We start from the raw sequence: 14,346 nt of genomic DNA on the forward strand, positions 1-14,346 counted from the left end.
AGTGAACGACGCACAGCTTCGCCAAACAGCTGAAACCCAGCCACTGCTGGAAGTCAAAGATCTCTCGGTAGAGTTCGGCACCGCCCGCGTGGTGGACGGATTGAGCTTTTCCGTTCGTTCCGGCCGCACAACAGCGATTGTCGGCGAGTCCGGTTCCGGCAAATCCATCACCTCTCTGTCAGTGATGCGTCTGGCAGATATGCTCGGTGCAAAATTCCCTGAAGGCAAAATCCTGTTTACCGGCGCGCAGGGACAGATGAACCTGCTCGAAGCCGAACAGAAGACTATGCGCGGCATTCGCGGCAAAGAAATTGCCATGATCTTTCAGGAGCCGATGACCTCGCTCAATCCGGTTTTCACCATTGGTGACCAGATTGCCGAAGTGCTGATGCTTCATGAAAAAATGAGCAAAAAAGCAGCCTTGAAAGAAGGCCAGCGCCTGCTTGAAATGGTACGCCTGCCGGATGCGCAGGGCATGCTCAGCCGTTTCCCGCACCAGCTTTCCGGCGGTATGCGCCAGCGCGTGATGATTGCAATGGCACTTGCCTGCCGCCCGAAACTGCTGATTGCCGATGAGCCGACCACCGCCCTCGATGTAACCATTCAGGCGCAGATTCTGCATATTATCCGCGATCTCCAGAAAGAACTGGAAATGGCTGTGATCTTCATCACCCATGATATGGGCGTTGTCGCGGAAATGGCCGATGATGTGGTGGTGATGTGGAAGGGTAAAAAGGTTGAGGAAGGCGCGGTCAGCGATATTTTCGCCAATCCGCAGCATCCTTATACCAAGGTTCTGCTCTCAGCCGTGCCGAAACTCGGCAGCATGACCGGTGAAGATTTCCCGAAACGCATGCCGGTCACAATTCTGGAAGATAACAAACCGGTTCTGGTCGGTGAAACCCGCATTCAGGACACTGCCCGTCTCGATGAAGCGCCGCTATTGTCGGTGCGCGATCTGTCTGTCCGCTTTAATATCAAGAAGAATCTGTTCGGCCGCACCACCCATGTGTGCAATGCGGTATCGCAGGTCAGTTTTGACATTCATCCGGGTGAAACTTTGGCACTGGTTGGCGAATCCGGCTCCGGCAAATCCACCATCGGCCGCACAATCCAGCAATTGCAGAACCCGCTTTCCGGCGATATGCGTTTTAACGGTAAAGCCTTCTCAGAAATGAGCTCGGCTGAGCGCTTCCGCATGCGACAGGAAGTACAGTATATTTTTCAGGATCCGTTTGCATCGCTTGATCCGCGCAAGACCATCCGCTTCTCGATTGCCGAGCCGATCCGCACCCACGGCCTTATCCTTGATGAAGCTGCAATCACCAAACGCGTTGACGAATTACTGGAACGTGTAGGCTTGAGTTCAGCCGTTGCCGGACGTTATCCGCATGAGTTTTCCGGTGGCCAGCGCCAGCGTGTCTGCATTGCCCGTGCGCTTGCTTCCAATCCGAAGCTGATTATCGCTGATGAAGCCCTCTCTGCGCTCGACGTTTCCATTCAGGCGCAGATCATCAATCTGTTTATGGATCTGCAGAAAGAACATGGTCTCGCTTATCTCTTCATCAGCCATGACATGGCTGTGGTTGAGAAAATGAGCCACCGCGTGGCCGTGCTTTATCTTGGTCAGATCATGGAACTCGGCTCACGCCGTCAGGTGTTTGAAACACCGTCCCATGATTATACCCGCCGCCTGCTCTCTGCCGTTCCTGTCGCCGATCCGCTGGCGCGCACCAACCGCGCAATGCTGGAAGGCGAAATTCCGAGCACGACACGCCGGATCGAGGACAAGCCGCAGATCTGGCAGCATGAAGAAATCGCCAAAGGGCATTTCATTGCCCGCAGTGCATAAAATCTAACATCTGTTTCATTGTTTACAAAAGGGGAGTCGAGATTATGAAGCTTAAAGCATTATTCACAGCACTGACTGTCGGCACAGCATTGTCTGCTGTTGCCCTGTCATCCGCACCGGCATTCGCAGCCGGTAAAATGACTATATCCTCACCGCAGGATCCGGGCAGCTGGGATCCGATTGACACATTTCTGGTCAACTGGGCATCTGTTGCCACCAATATTTATGACGGTCTGGTCTATCGCGGCCCTGATCTGAAAATCGTACCAGCGCTCGCAACCTCGTGGGAAGAACTGGACGAAGGCAAGCGTATCCGCTTCAACCTGCGTGAGAATGTAAAATTCCACAATGGCGAGCCTTTCAATGCAGAAGCTGTTAAATTCACCTTTGAGCGTCTGCTCGGTGATGAAGGTGCCAAAGGCCCGCAGCGCTCCAACTATGTTGCAATTGAAAAAATCGAAGTTATCGATGACAAGACTGTCGATTTCCACCTGAAAGCAACCGATCCGGTTCTGATGACCAAGCTCACCGGTTACGGCGCGATGATCGTGCCGCCAAAATATATTCAGGAAAAAGGCGATGATTTCTTCAACGCCAATCCTGTCGGCACCGGCCCGTTCAAAGTCACCAGCTACAAGCCAAAAGTCGGCATTCAGATGGAAGCTTTTGCTGACCATTGGGGCGGCGCACCAAAGCTTTCTGAACTTGAATACCGCTTCATCACCGAACCATCAACAGCCGTTGCCGAATTGCAGGCAGGCCGCGTTGATCTGGTGATCCCGCCGACAATTCCGATCGGTATGATCCCGACAATCGAAGCTGATCCTAATCTGGCGATTGTCACCACTGCCGGTCCGACAGTTTATTCACTGCGCTATAATACCCGCGATGGTATTACCGCTGATGAACGCGTGCGTAAGGCCCTGATCCTCGGTGTTGATCGCGACACCATCATCAAGTCCATTCTCGGTGGTCAGGCTGAACCGATTGCCAGCCTTCAGGGTGCACTTTCCTTCGGTTATGATGCCGATATGAAGCCGCTGCCATATGATCCGGAAGGCGCGAAGAAGCTTCTGGCAGAAGCCGGTGTAAAACCGGGTGCAGCCGTGCAGATCGACATTCGCGGTAATGATGCAACTTTCAACGAAGTTGTGCAGGCTGTTTCCAGCTATCTGCAGATCATCGGCATCAATGCGACCATCAAGCCATATGAAACCAACGTGCTTCTGAACGACATCATCCCGCAGGGTAAAACCGGCGCGATGTTCCAGCAGTCATGGGGCGGCTGGACATTCGATTATGATAATACCGCTTATTCCATGTATCACGCCGGTGAAAAGTGGAACCCGTATGACAATGATCCGAAGTTGAATGAGCTGCTGGAATCCCAGCGCGCCATTACCGATCGTGCCAAGCGTGAAGAAATCCTCAAGGAAATCGCAAAATACGCAGCCGACCGTGCATTGGAAATGCCGCTTTACAATCTCAAAGCGATTTACGGCATCAACAAGCGCGTGAAAGATTTCGTACCGGCACCGGACAGCCGTCTGCGCCTCACCGAAGTCAGTGTTGACTAATATAGCAATAAACCGCGCCGGTCATTTAAGCCGGCGCGGTATTTCCTTGATCTTATAAAGGATAAGAATTTTGGCCGGGTTTCTGATCAAACGAATTTTACAGGCGATCTTTGTCGTCATTGTCGTGACTTTGACCGTCGCTTTCGCAATCCGTATGACCGGTGATCCGGCGCTGATGCTCACTCAAGGTGCGGGCAGCGTAACCGAGGCCGATCTGGAGCGCATCCGTGAAGGTCTGGGTCTGAACCAGCCTTTCATCGTGCAATATATGAATTTCATCAAAGGCCTGTTCACGCTGGATTTCGGACGCAGCTTCCTTGGCGGCACTCCGGTTTCCCTGCTGATCAAGGATGCCCTGCCTGCAACCTTGCTGCTGGCTTTTGCATCCATGGCCGTATCGATCATTATCTCGATCCCGCTCGGCATTAAAGCAGCGGTATCACGCGGCAAATGGGCAGATCAGCTGATCCGTATCCTCTCGCTCGTCGGCCTCTCTTTCCCGAACTTCTGGCTCGCAACCATGCTGGTGCTGCTGTTTGCTGTCGGTCTGCAATGGCTGCCACCGAGCGGTATGAGCGGTTTTTCCAGTTTCATCATGCCTGCGGTGACTATGGGGATTATCCTCACCGCCACCAATGTGCGTCTGGTGCGCACCTCCATGTTAGAGACCCTGCAGTCACAGTATATTATGGTAGCACGCGCCAAGGGCCTCAGCGAAAACAAGGTGCTGTACAAACATGCACTACGCAATTGCGCCATTCCGCTGATTACCTATTTCGGCCTGCAATTCGGCGGTCTGCTCGGTGGTATCGTGGTCGTTGAACGCGTATTCAACTGGCCCGGCATGGGCACACTGGCTTTCGATGCGGTTTCCGGTCGTGACTATCCGGTGCTGCAGGCAAGTATCACCGTACTGTCGCTCATGATTATCGGTGTCAATCTTCTGGTCGATATTGCCTATGGTCTTGTCGATCCGCGTATCCGGACGGAGTAGAAAATGGCCGCGAAAACTTCCTCTTCCCTGCTGTTCTCCCGCCTGTTCAGCCTTGAATTCATCCTCGGCGTCGGCCTGACAGCTATTATCTGTCTTGCCGTGCTGTTCTCCGGCCTGTTGTTTCCCGGCGGTGCGGACAAGATCGACCTGATGGCGCGTCTTACGCCGCCATTCACCAATATGTCCCATATATTCGGCACCGACCCGCTTGGCCGCGATGTGCTGGCACGCGTAGTCACCGGCGGTAAAATTTCGCTGCTGGTCGGCTTTGTCTCCGTTGCCGGTGCCGTGGTTGTCGGCGTTATCATGGGTCTGATTGCCGGTTACTATCGCGGCTTCTGGGACATGGTGGTGATGCGTTTTGCCGATGTGCAGCTCGCACTGCCATTCATCCTGCTGGCCATTACCTTTATCGCCATTGTCGGCGGCGGTCTGATGAACACCATCATCCTGCTGATCGTATCCCAATGGGTGCAATATGCCCGTCTGGTACGCGGTTCGGTACTGGCGCTGCGTGAGCGTGAGTTCATCCTCTCTGCCCGTGCAATCGGTGTGAAAGATTGGCGCATTATTTTTCAGCATCTGCTGCCGAACCTGCTTGGTCCGGTGATCGTGCTGATGACACTGAATGTTGCCAATAATATTCTGCTGGAATCCAGCCTGACGTTCTTGGGGCTTGGTGTTGATCCGACAATTCCGAGCTGGGGCGGTATGCTGGCCGATGGCCGTACTTACCTGCAAACTGCGTGGTGGGTCAGTGTCTTCCCGGGTCTGGCAATCTTACTGACAGTTCTTGGCCTCAACCTTCTGGGTGACTGGCTACGCGACAGCCTTGATCCGACAGGGAGAACATCACGATGAGCATGATCTTTGAAAAAAGCTTTGAGCGCAGCCTCGATGCACTGGTTGCCCGCTTCTCCGATGCGTCGATGAAAGGCGCAACGGTTGAGGCGTGGCTGTTCGATGATCTGCAAAGCCGCAAAGCTGCGGAAGCAAAATTGCAAGCACTTGGCGTTAGCGCCAAACTGCATAGTGCCTATAAGCCGCTGGTGCATTTCTTTCTTGAAGATGTGGATTGCGGCAACCTCAAGCAGATCAGCATCGCCTATCCTGCCCATGAAGCCTGCACACCAAACCGTTTTTTGCTGGAAACCTATCCGCTGAGCAAACTGACCGGTGATGCGGAAGTCGAATTCAAGCCATCAGGCAAACAGGATTTCACCTATCAGGTGACCCTGACAGACAAAAACGGCACTGCCACGCAACACGAGGTTTTCGCACCAAACCGCACTCATCAGGATGCGGTTGGCGAAACACTATTGTCACCGACCGGCTGGCTGAAAATCACCCATCAGGACACGACCACATCCGAGCGCTTTGAGACAGATTTTGAACAGCTGTTCCATGCCGGTATTGCAGCAGTAGCTAATCATACATGGGGCGATACAGAGCCTTATTTTGAAGAGCTGAATATTGCTGTCTCCCTGCCTATCAAAGACCAGAAGCTGGCCTATGCGGAAGAAGCAATCAGCCTGACAGAAGCACTGCACGAAGATTTCTACTTTGCATTGTTGGAAGTGTTCCAGAAAAAATCCGGCCGCCCGCTCGGTGACCGTGGTTTACAGCCGGGACAAATCGTGCCGGAAATCATCTATGCCGATGCGGCGCCTTCCATCCGCATCACCGCCCGCGCTTTATCGATCAAAGACAGCGCCGGTGAAAGCCAGATGCTTGCCACAGCACAGACACCGTTGTTTGCAGCACAGATCGCACAGGAGCTGGAACTCATCGGTGGTGAGGCTTTTGAGGCCAAATCCCGTTCCGGCCGCAGCGTTCTTGGCCGCTATATCAAAGGCACTGATGAGCCGATGATTATCAGCGGCGGTCAGCATGCTAATGAAACCACCGGTGTGGTCGGTGCGCTGCGTGCGGCCCATGAGCTGAAGTCCCGTAAAGGGGCGCATTTCACCATTTCTCCGCAGGAAAATCCTGACGGCTACGAGCTGCATCGTCGTCTCTGCGCTGATAATCCGAAACATATGCACCATGCGGCACGTTACACCGCAATGGGCGATGATCTGGAATATCGCACCAAGGACAAGAATGGCGAAAAGCTCTGGGAAAAAGCCATCCGCACACAGGCCGAAGCACTAACCGGTGCCAAGCTTCACGTGAATCTGCATGGTTATCCGTCCCATGAATGGACGCGCCCGCTCTCCGGCTATATTCCGCGCGGTTTTGGCATGTGGACACTGCCGAAAGGCTTTTTCCTCATCCTCCGCCATCACTCCGACTGGGCGCAACAATCCGAAGAGCTGGTTGATCATGTCACCCGTCATCTCTCGGCCATTGACGGTCTGGTGGAATACAATAATGCGCAGATCGTCTTGTTTGAAAAACATGCAGGCGAAACCGGCTTCCGCATCATCAACGGCTTCCCTTGCCTGATCGATGTTGATGACCGTCATACGGTACCGCTGACGCTGATCACCGAATATCCGGACGAAACCATTTACGGCGAAGATTTCATTCGCGGCCATACGGCGCAAATGGAAACAGTGCTCTCAGCCTATGAGGCACTGCAAAAATTATCCGCCAAATGGTACATTGCCTGAATAAAAATCCCGCCGCTTCAACAAAAGCGGCGGGATTTTTTTAATTTATTATACCAACAGGTAAAAATGCCTCATGGCACCCCGCTTTACTTCGCCATGCTGACAAAATAGGCTTTCCTTGCTTCTGATATTTCAGCATCGGCCATCAAACCAATATCTGAATAAAACCAGAGACATATAAATAATAATCCGGCCTTTTGCGTTCCTTATCAGATGCACATGACAATCGTAGTTCCGGCTCAAAGCAGTCCGGAAATGGTGTGTGTAAAGAGGAGAGACCATGCCTGAGACTCTGATTTCCGTTGATCTTTCACAGTCTGCTTATGACAATGAGAACCTGCATAACCGCTGGCATCCGGATATTCCGATCAATGTCTGGGTTGATCCCGGCGACGATTTCCTTGTCGAGACTGTCGACTGGACCGGCGGTGCGATCAAGAACAATGATTCCGCGGAAGATATCCGCGATGTCGATCTGACAACGGTGCATTTTCTCTCCGGCCCGATCGGTATCAAAGGCGCCAAACCCGGCGATCTTCTCGTGGTCGATATTCTTGATGCAGGCACGCTCAAAGGTCATGAATGGGGCTTTAACGGCTTCTTCTCCAAGACCAATGGCGGTGGTTTCCTGACCGACCATTTCCCGAGCGCACAGAAGTCCATCTGGCATTATGAGGGCATGTTCACCCGCTCCCGCCATATTCCGGGCGTGAGTTTTGCCGGTATGATCCATCCGGGTCTGATCGGTACACTACCTGACCGCAAAATGCTGGAAATGTGGAACACGCGCGAGCTTGGCCTGATTGCAACAGAACCAAATCGTGTGCCACCACTGGCCAATCCACCGCATGCCCGCACTGCGCATCTCGGCTCAATCAAGAAGGGTGAAGCCTTCGATAAGATTGCAGCGGAAGGCGCACGTACTGTCCCGCCACGCGAACATGGCGGCAACTGCGATATTAAAGACCTGTCGCGCGGTTCAAAAATCTATTTCCCTGTCTATGTTGACGGTGCCGGTCTCTCCATGGGTGACCTCCATTTCAGTCAGGGCGACGGCGAAATCACCTTCTGCGGTGCCATTGAAATGGCCGGAGGCTGGCTGCATATCAAAGTTGATCTGATCAAAGACGGCATGGCAAAATACGGCATTCGCAATCCGGTCTTCAAACCATCGCCGATGGTGCCGAATTATAAAGACTATCTGATCTTCCAAGGTATTTCCGTGGATGAACAGGGCAACCAGCATTATCTCGATGCTAATGTTGCCTATCGTCAGGCCTGTCTCAATGCCATCGAATATATGAAAAAATTCGGCTATTCCGGTGCGCAGGCCTATTCGATCCTCGGCTCTGCTCCGGTGCAGGGACATTTCTCCGGCGTGGTGGATATTCCGAACTCCTGTGCAACCTTGTGGCTGCCAACCGAAATCTTCGATTTCGATATCAGCCCGTCGGCAGCAGGACCGAAGAAGTTTCTCGACGGCTCCGTTGATATGCCGATTGCCTATGATCTTTGAGGTGAAACATGCCGGTTTATGAATATGCCTGCGAAGAATGCGGGCCATTCACAGCACTGCGTCCGATGTCGGAATATGATCAGCCCTGCGCCTGTCCGGACTGTGAGACGTCTGCCAAACGCGTCATGCTGACAGCGCCCAATCTTGCATCGATGAATGCAAATAAGCGCAATGCCATGGCGGTGAATGAACGCAGTTCCCATGAGCCGATCAGTTCAAAATCATTAGGACACGGGCCGAATTGCGGCTGCTGCGGATCAAAATCCAAAAAATCCAAGGCAAAAGTCTCGGCAAGCGGCGCGAAGAGCTTTCCTTCCGCCCGCCCGTGGATGATCAGTCATTAAATCTGCAAATAAAAAAGGCGGGAAGGCCCGCCTTTTTTATAAATTTACACCGCGATTGAATTTGGTTTCCATCACAATATTCGATGTAGTGCGGACAATACCCATCATTTCATTGATCTTGTTGATCTCGGCATTGAGCTTTTCCAGCGTATCCGTGCAGATGTGAATAATCAGATCCCAGTCACCGGAGATCGAATGTACAGCCTGTACCGCTGTCAGTGTTTTCAGTTGTTTGATAACATCAGGAAAATTCTTGTTGTTCAGTGCCGCAAAGGTAAAGCACTGGATCGGTGAGCGGTTCACATTCGAACCGAGGCGCACCGAATAACCGTCAATAATCCCGTTGGTTTCCAGCCGCTGGATACGCTCCTGCAAAGCCGTGCGGGATACGCCAAGCTGGCGCGCCAGAGACGCCACAGATTCACGGGCGTTTTTCTGCATCAACGCCAGTAACTGCTTATCCTTATCGGTCATTTGCATAGTCGTCATTCCGTGTCTTAACGATGCGCGCCCTTATAGCGACCTTCCTGAAAGTAATCCATCAGGCGCAGATAATAGTAGACGCTTTCAGCTGCCAACGGGCCGAAAATACCGCCATTCCATGTCAGTCCATAAGGTTTGAACAGACGGATACGGTCGCTATCGCCACTCACAGCTTCAGCCACAACACGTCCGCCGATAGCAGTCGTATTCATACCGTGACCGCCGAAAGAACTGCATGCCCACACACCATCTTCAACTTTGGCAATGTGAGGCATTTTATGGCGCGAATAGCCCATCAGACCCGACCATGCCTTTTCGATTTTCACATCTTTCAGACCGGCAAACACATCGCACATATCCCTGCGCAAAATTGCAGCGAGACGTGTCTCATCCTGCTCATTCTTAGTGGTAATGCGCCCGCCCCAGAGAATACGGTCACCTTCGACCACACGATAATAATCGGATGAGCGACGGTCATCACCGACCGCATCTGTGGTGCGGATGAAATCCTGCAAGCGATTGCCCAGTTTTTCAGTCAGCACAACATAAGTGGCAATCGGCAGGAATGAACGGCGCAACTTGCCGAACTGAGAACCGCCATAACCACCACAGCACAACACCACATCATCGCATTGCACAGAACCGTGTGCGGTTTTCACCGTATAACGTCCTGTGGCACCGGCCTGTGGGTTACGCGTGAAAGACTGCATCGCACTGTCTTCAAAAATACGGCCGCCTTTGGCGCGGATCAGATCAGCCAGACCCAGTGCATAATTCAGCGGATGAAAATGGAAGCCGCTACTGTCACGCAATGCCTGTTTATAGATCGGCGTATTCAGTTTCTGACGAACGGCAGCAGTGTCGAGATATTCATATTCATAATTGAAATGCTGCGCCATACGATCACGATAGCGCTGCATCTGGTCCGCAGCCTCATAGCGCACAACGCTGAGCTTGCCTTTGACAATATTGCAATCGGGCAGATTATTCTGCTCAATATTTTCACGGACAATTTCCACGCCTTCAACCGACATGGCAAACAGCTTTTTTGCATCCTCAAAGCCGCTGCGTTTTTCAATCGCACCTAAGCCTTCAGCCCAGCCGTTCAGACAGAAGCCGCCATTGCGCCCCGACGCTCCCCAGCTCACTTTATTCGCTTCAATCACGATCACGGATTTATTGCGCTTCAGCAATTCCCATGCGGTTGTCAGACCGGCAAGCCCGCCGCCGACAATACAAACATCAGCCTGCAAATTTTGCTGCAAGCTTTCATAGGCAGAAGATGAAGCAACGCGGGTGGCGCTGTAATAGGTAGCCGGATATGAACTCATAATGATACTGCTTTTTACAGAAAATGCGTTTCAGTTTGTAAAAGACAATACCGGTTTCTGACTACGGGGGAAGTCCAGAAACCGGCATGCATAAACAGACTGATTATTTAAGCTTGGTATAATCCACGCCGTACCACTTTACGGACAAGTCAGACATTGTGCCGTCTGTTTTCAGCTGTTCAAAGATCTCTTTAACCTTAGCTGAAAATTCCGGATCACCCTTGTCAACGGCAACAGCCAGCGGCTCGTAGAATGCCGGCTCATCTGCCAGCGCACGAATCGGATAACCGCGCTTCACCGCATTTTCCACGGTTGGCATAGCGGAGACTGTCGCATCAAGACGGGTACCGTCACCAAGGCGCAGATCATCCAGCGGGCCTACACTGTCACCATAGGTTTTAATATCGCCAGGCTTCACATCATATTTGAATTCAGGCACACCAACGGCATCGATTTTCAACGTACCATTGATGTAATCTTCAGTGGTTGTGCCACCTTCAACACCAATGGTCTTGCCGTTCAGATCCGCGCGCTTTTCAGCCTTGGAATCTTTATGCACGGTGAAAACATAAGGCGTGTAATAATAAACAATCGGGAAATCGAGCACGCGGGCGCGGCCTGATGTCGGGGTCATGGAACCTACAGAAATATCCCAGCGCCCATTCCAGTGACCAGCAGTGATAATGCCCCATTCCGGCGTCACAAAACGGGCAGTTGCACCCAGACGCTTGGCAACTTCGGTCGCAACATCAATATCAAAACCCACCAGCTTGTCGTCTTTCATGAAAGACTGCGGCGGCCAGTTCGCGGCAGTTGCCACAACCAGTTCTTTTTTGCTGGTCACGCGATCCAGCGTTTCACCGGCAAAAGCTGGCAGGCTGACAGTCAGTGCCAGTGCGGCAACGGCAGCGGATAAAATTACATTCTTCATATGGTTTCCTCCCCTGAGCATGGCGCTATTCAAGTGTCATCACCGGAATAATCACTATGCGAACAACAATAAAACAGTTGTGGTCAGAACGGCTGACCGTCCGTATTCATCAGCGTTCCTGACGCTTCATGCGGTTTTCCAGCACTGCCTGACAGCGTTCGAGAATAATCGACAAAATCCAGTACAGCAGAGCAGCAGTGATCAGCATTTCCAGATGGCGGAATTCTTCACGACCCTGCGTACGGGCAAGGAACATCAGCTCCCAGACACCAATCACCGAGACAAGTGATGAGTCTTTCAGCATCGCAATGAACTGGTTTCCTGTCGGAGGAATAATCAGTTTCATTGCCTGCGGCATGATCACTTTGCGCATAGTGGTGAACGGACGCAGACCAAGGGCGCGGGCAGCTTCCCACTGGCCACGCGGAATGGACATAATCCCGCCGCGGAAAATCTCGGTCATATAGGCGCCATAGCACAGCGACAGAGCAAGCACACCGGCGGGTACCGCATCAATCACATAACCAAGCTGCGGAATACCCAGATAAATCAGATAGATCTGGATCAGCAACGGCACGCCGCGGAAAAATGAAGTGTAAAATGAAGCGATAGCAACGGCAAAACCGTTCTGCGAAAGCTTGGCAACGGCACCGATAATCGCCAGTACAAAAGCAATCGCAATGGAAATCGCCGAGATATAAACGGTCGTGAATACGCCCTGCGTAATCAGGAACGGCAGCTTCGACAGAATGAAAGTGTAAGACAGATCAAAGCTGTAGAAGAAATACAGAGCAGCAGAGAGCAATGCCAGCCAAACAACAATCGTCTGTATCTGCATCGGCAACTTACCGACAAGGTTGATAATCAGCGTCAGAACCAGCGAAGTGACGGCTGCAACCGCAAATATGCCGCCTGTTGTCTGCAATAATCCGGCCAAACCTGTGACGGCAGCATCTGCTGCGCCTGTCAGATGCCAGTTCTTCCAGACCATAAAAATGAAGGTAACAAGGGCGAATACGCCCAAAAACCACGGCTTCTGCGTAATTTTATTTTTTTGTACTTTATCGTAATACATGCTGCTCTGCTCCCTGCCTCTATGTCTCCGCCAAAAAAGCGCAGCCTTCCACCCGATCATTTGCCGGAAATGGCACAAAAGGCAGGCAAAATCACTGAAATAACAGTCATAATGCGATTCAAAGCAGCAAATTTAACTGCATAAGCGCATGATAAAGTCTTTTAAAAGTGATTTCGCAGGTCATAAAAGACTGAAACACGGGTCAGAGACCGTCATTTTCACATTATTTATCTCCGGATATATCGCAAAATATTAAACACCGTTTTCAGGACACAGCGTTGCCGGTTATGCGGCTTGATTTATCCCTGCCCGCACCATAAGTTCGGCTTATGCAGTAAGGAGCCGGAACTGTCCGGCGCTTTGTTCATAATAATTTTAATCGTTCTCAGGGCGGGGTGTAATTCCCCACCGGCGGTAACAGGCGGAAGCCTGAAGCCCGCGAGCGCTTAATTGGGATACAAGGCCGGGTGTGATCATCGTATGTTCACATGCCTGCTTTTCTTCTGATTAAGGACAGCAGATTCGGTGCAACTCCGAAGCCGACGGTCATAGTCCGGATGAGAGAGAGCGGGGCTGAAATGGCATCATGTGCGGTCACTTTTGCCGCCATTATGTAATTTTCTTCCCGTACCATTTCCCAATCCCTGGGGTAACGGCTTACGAGACAGGAAGAAAAACGTTGAGCCCAATTGCCTCTGTTCAAACATTAAAACCAACCATCCGCGGTGCAGCGCTCATGCTGGCAGCCGGAGCAGCTTATGCGGGCGTCAATGTCGCCACCCAATGGGCAGGCACACGCACCGGTATCCCTTCTGTTATTATTGCCTTCTGGCAATATGTCATCGCCCTTGTACTGACCTTGCCACTGCTGATCCGCGAAGGCGCACAGGCACTGCGCACCAATCATCTCGGGCTGCATATTATTCGCGTGGCGCTGGCTGCCGCCGGTGTGCAGGTGTGGATTTTCGCCCTCACACATGTGCCGATCTGGCAGGTGATTGCGCTGTCCATGACCTCGCCGTTTTTTGTTATTCTCTGTGCAAGATTGTTCCTGCGCGAGGCTGTAACACAGACACGCCTGCTCACGACTCTGGCAGGCTTCATCGGCGCATTGATTATCATTGCTCCATGGTCGGACACCTATACGGTCTATTCCCTGCTGCCAATTCTTGCTGCGGCGCTTTGGGCAGGCTATTCGGTGATGACCAAATATCTGACCCGCTTTGAAACGACAGCCAGTATCTCCATGTATATGCTGATCCTGCTCACACCGATTAACGCGGCACTCTGGGCTGCATCAGGTGTCGGTTTTCCGGAGATCGCATCGCCATCTATGGAAATCTGGTCAATCCTGCTCACCATCGGTGTTCTGACAGCCATGGCGCAATATTTCCAGATCGCCGCCTATTCCGTGGCAGATGCTGTTTATTTGCAGCCTTTTGACGATCTGAAACTGCCGCTGAATGTTATTCTCGGCTGGATCGTTTTTGCGGCTACTCCAAGCATCAATTTCTGGCCGGGTGCCCTGCTGATTGTCAGCGCGTCGCTCTATCTGATGCGTCAGGACAGCGGGCGTTCATCCCCGAAAATACAAGCGGCAGAATAATCAAAAAACGGCGGGAAATCCC

The 14,346-nt window shown here is 52.1% G+C and carries 12 protein-coding genes and 1 riboswitch; of the genes, 8 read left to right on the top strand and 4 right to left on the bottom strand.

Annotated features, from left to right (window positions below):
* Position 1: 1 nt before the first annotated feature.
* From HBA93_RS06495 to HBA93_RS06525, 7 genes are all read left to right on the top strand, one after another.
* Positions 2-1,852 (top strand): ABC transporter ATP-binding protein, encoded by a 1,851-nt coding sequence (locus HBA93_RS06495; protein ID WP_353619326.1) that lies wholly within the window; start codon positions 2-4, stop codon positions 1,850-1,852.
* 44 nt (positions 1,853-1,896) lie between these two features.
* Positions 1,897-3,429 (top strand): ABC transporter substrate-binding protein, encoded by a 1,533-nt coding sequence (locus HBA93_RS06500; RefSeq protein ID WP_221722746.1) that lies wholly within the window; start codon positions 1,897-1,899, stop codon positions 3,427-3,429.
* A 70-nt stretch (positions 3,430-3,499) separates the two neighbouring features.
* Positions 3,500-4,423: an ABC transporter permease gene (locus HBA93_RS06505; protein ID WP_022712555.1), complete on the top strand. Its 924-nt coding sequence runs from the start codon at positions 3,500-3,502 to the stop codon at positions 4,421-4,423.
* Between the two features lie 3 nt (positions 4,424-4,426).
* The gene (locus tag HBA93_RS06510; RefSeq protein WP_022712554.1) at positions 4,427-5,284 is read left to right on the top strand and encodes an ABC transporter permease; all 858 of its coding nucleotides are present in this window, start codon (positions 4,427-4,429) and stop codon (positions 5,282-5,284) included.
* Positions 5,281-7,038 carry a M14 family metallopeptidase gene (locus tag HBA93_RS06515; RefSeq protein ID WP_221722747.1) on the top strand — a complete coding sequence of 586 codons (1,758 nt, stop codon included), beginning with the start codon at positions 5,281-5,283 and terminating at the stop codon, positions 7,036-7,038. Before HBA93_RS06510 ends, HBA93_RS06515 begins: the two co-directional genes overlap by 4 nt.
* Before the next feature lie 280 nt (positions 7,039-7,318).
* A complete protein-coding gene (gene fmdA / locus HBA93_RS06520; RefSeq protein ID WP_221722748.1) occupies positions 7,319-8,554 on the top strand; it encodes a formamidase in 1,236 nt (411 codons plus the stop codon).
* Between the two features lie 8 nt (positions 8,555-8,562).
* Entirely contained in the window at positions 8,563-8,898 is a 336-nt protein-coding gene (locus tag HBA93_RS06525) for an FmdB family zinc ribbon protein (RefSeq protein ID WP_221722749.1), read from the top strand.
* Positions 8,899-8,934: 36 nt separating this feature from the next.
* Here the strand turns inward: HBA93_RS06525 and HBA93_RS06530 are convergent, their stop codons facing one another.
* The 4 genes from HBA93_RS06530 to HBA93_RS06545 all read right to left on the bottom strand — a co-directional run bounded on the left by HBA93_RS06530 (position 8,935) and on the right by HBA93_RS06545 (position 12,718).
* Complete coding sequence (locus tag HBA93_RS06530) at positions 8,935-9,378, bottom strand: Lrp/AsnC family transcriptional regulator (RefSeq protein WP_022712550.1); 444 nt, start codon at positions 9,376-9,378, stop codon at positions 8,935-8,937.
* Between the two features lie 17 nt (positions 9,379-9,395).
* Positions 9,396-10,712, bottom strand: a complete 1,317-nt coding sequence (locus HBA93_RS06535) for an NAD(P)/FAD-dependent oxidoreductase (RefSeq protein ID WP_221722750.1) — start codon at positions 10,710-10,712, stop codon at positions 9,396-9,398.
* Between the two features lie 103 nt (positions 10,713-10,815).
* Positions 10,816-11,643: a transporter substrate-binding domain-containing protein gene (locus HBA93_RS06540; RefSeq protein ID WP_121993026.1), complete on the bottom strand. Its 828-nt coding sequence runs from the start codon at positions 11,641-11,643 to the stop codon at positions 10,816-10,818.
* 109 nt (positions 11,644-11,752) lie between these two features.
* Complete coding sequence (locus HBA93_RS06545; RefSeq protein ID WP_122092500.1) at positions 11,753-12,718, bottom strand: amino acid ABC transporter permease; 966 nt, start codon at positions 12,716-12,718, stop codon at positions 11,753-11,755.
* Between the two features lie 377 nt (positions 12,719-13,095).
* Positions 13,096-13,291: riboswitch (FMN riboswitch) on the top strand.
* A gap of 106 nt (positions 13,292-13,397) precedes the next feature.
* On the opposite strand from HBA93_RS06545, the gene HBA93_RS06550 reads away from it, so the two are divergent.
* Positions 13,398-14,324 carry a DMT family transporter gene (locus HBA93_RS06550; RefSeq protein WP_286201785.1) on the top strand — a complete coding sequence of 309 codons (927 nt, stop codon included), beginning with the start codon at positions 13,398-13,400 and terminating at the stop codon, positions 14,322-14,324.
* The last annotated feature ends 22 nt before the right edge of the window (positions 14,325-14,346 follow it).

The sequence above is a fragment of the Ochrobactrum sp. SFR4 genome, from assembly GCF_019730395.1.
GTDB lineage: Bacteria > Pseudomonadota > Alphaproteobacteria > Rhizobiales > Rhizobiaceae > Pseudochrobactrum.

Excerpts from the sequence above, each read along its gene's own strand:
- HBA93_RS06510 (WP_022712554.1), top strand. The coding sequence starts at position 4,427 with ATGGCCGCGAAAACTTCCTCTTCCCTGCTGTTCTCCCGCCTGTTCAGC.
- HBA93_RS06535 (WP_221722750.1), bottom strand. The coding sequence starts at position 10,712 with ATGAGTTCATATCCGGCTACCTATTACAGCGCCACCCGCGTTGCTTCA.
- HBA93_RS06500 (WP_221722746.1), top strand. The coding sequence starts at position 1,897 with ATGAAGCTTAAAGCATTATTCACAGCACTGACTGTCGGCACAGCATTG.
- HBA93_RS06515 (WP_221722747.1), top strand. The coding sequence starts at position 5,281 with ATGAGCATGATCTTTGAAAAAAGCTTTGAGCGCAGCCTCGATGCACTG.
- HBA93_RS06545 (WP_122092500.1), bottom strand. The coding sequence starts at position 12,718 with ATGTATTACGATAAAGTACAAAAAAATAAAATTACGCAGAAGCCGTGG.
- fmdA (WP_221722748.1), top strand. The coding sequence starts at position 7,319 with ATGCCTGAGACTCTGATTTCCGTTGATCTTTCACAGTCTGCTTATGAC.
- HBA93_RS06540 (WP_121993026.1), bottom strand. The coding sequence starts at position 11,643 with ATGAAGAATGTAATTTTATCCGCTGCCGTTGCCGCACTGGCACTGACT.
- HBA93_RS06525 (WP_221722749.1), top strand. The coding sequence starts at position 8,563 with ATGCCGGTTTATGAATATGCCTGCGAAGAATGCGGGCCATTCACAGCA.
- HBA93_RS06530 (WP_022712550.1), bottom strand. The coding sequence starts at position 9,378 with ATGCAAATGACCGATAAGGATAAGCAGTTACTGGCGTTGATGCAGAAA.